The organism is Gilvimarinus gilvus, from assembly GCF_030518155.1.
GTDB lineage: Bacteria > Pseudomonadota > Gammaproteobacteria > Pseudomonadales > Cellvibrionaceae > Gilvimarinus > Gilvimarinus gilvus.
In genome coordinates, this window is sequence record NZ_JAULRU010000116.1 from 1 (window position 1) to 418 (window position 418).

A 418-nucleotide genomic window follows, 5' to 3' on the forward strand; every position below is an offset into this window, starting at 1 on the left:
CCTTTTATCAAGTCCTGATCCATCCAGTTGGTAATTTTCCGGAACAACACAAATTTAAAGAGCAGGGCAGTGACGGTAGCGAAAATGATGATGCCAATACTGAGTGCGTCCATGAGTGTGCTCCGGTATAAACCTGGCTTATTTTGCCTTGGTTATGTCAACGTAAAGGGTGAGTTTCTGTCCAGGCTGCAAGTACTTACTGCTACCTAGTTTGTTCCAGCGTTTAATATCGTTGATTGAAACACTGAAACGGCCTGCGATGGTGTAGAGAGAATCGCCATTGCGCACAGAATAGCCAATACGGCGTATGAGTTGAGAATCGCTGCGACTTAAACCCTGATTGCTTGGTGATTGCCAGATAGTGAGTGTCTGCCCGGCGCGTAGTGGGTCACCGGGTGCCATCTGATTCCATGAAGCG

General features: G+C 47.6%; 1 protein-coding gene. It reads right to left on the reverse strand.

Annotated elements, in window-relative coordinates:
• Positions 1-138: 138 nt before the first annotated feature.
• Positions 139-418 (reverse strand): LysM peptidoglycan-binding domain-containing protein (locus QWI17_RS00620; RefSeq protein WP_302720559.1); only part of this gene is annotated, 280 nt, incomplete at its 5' end.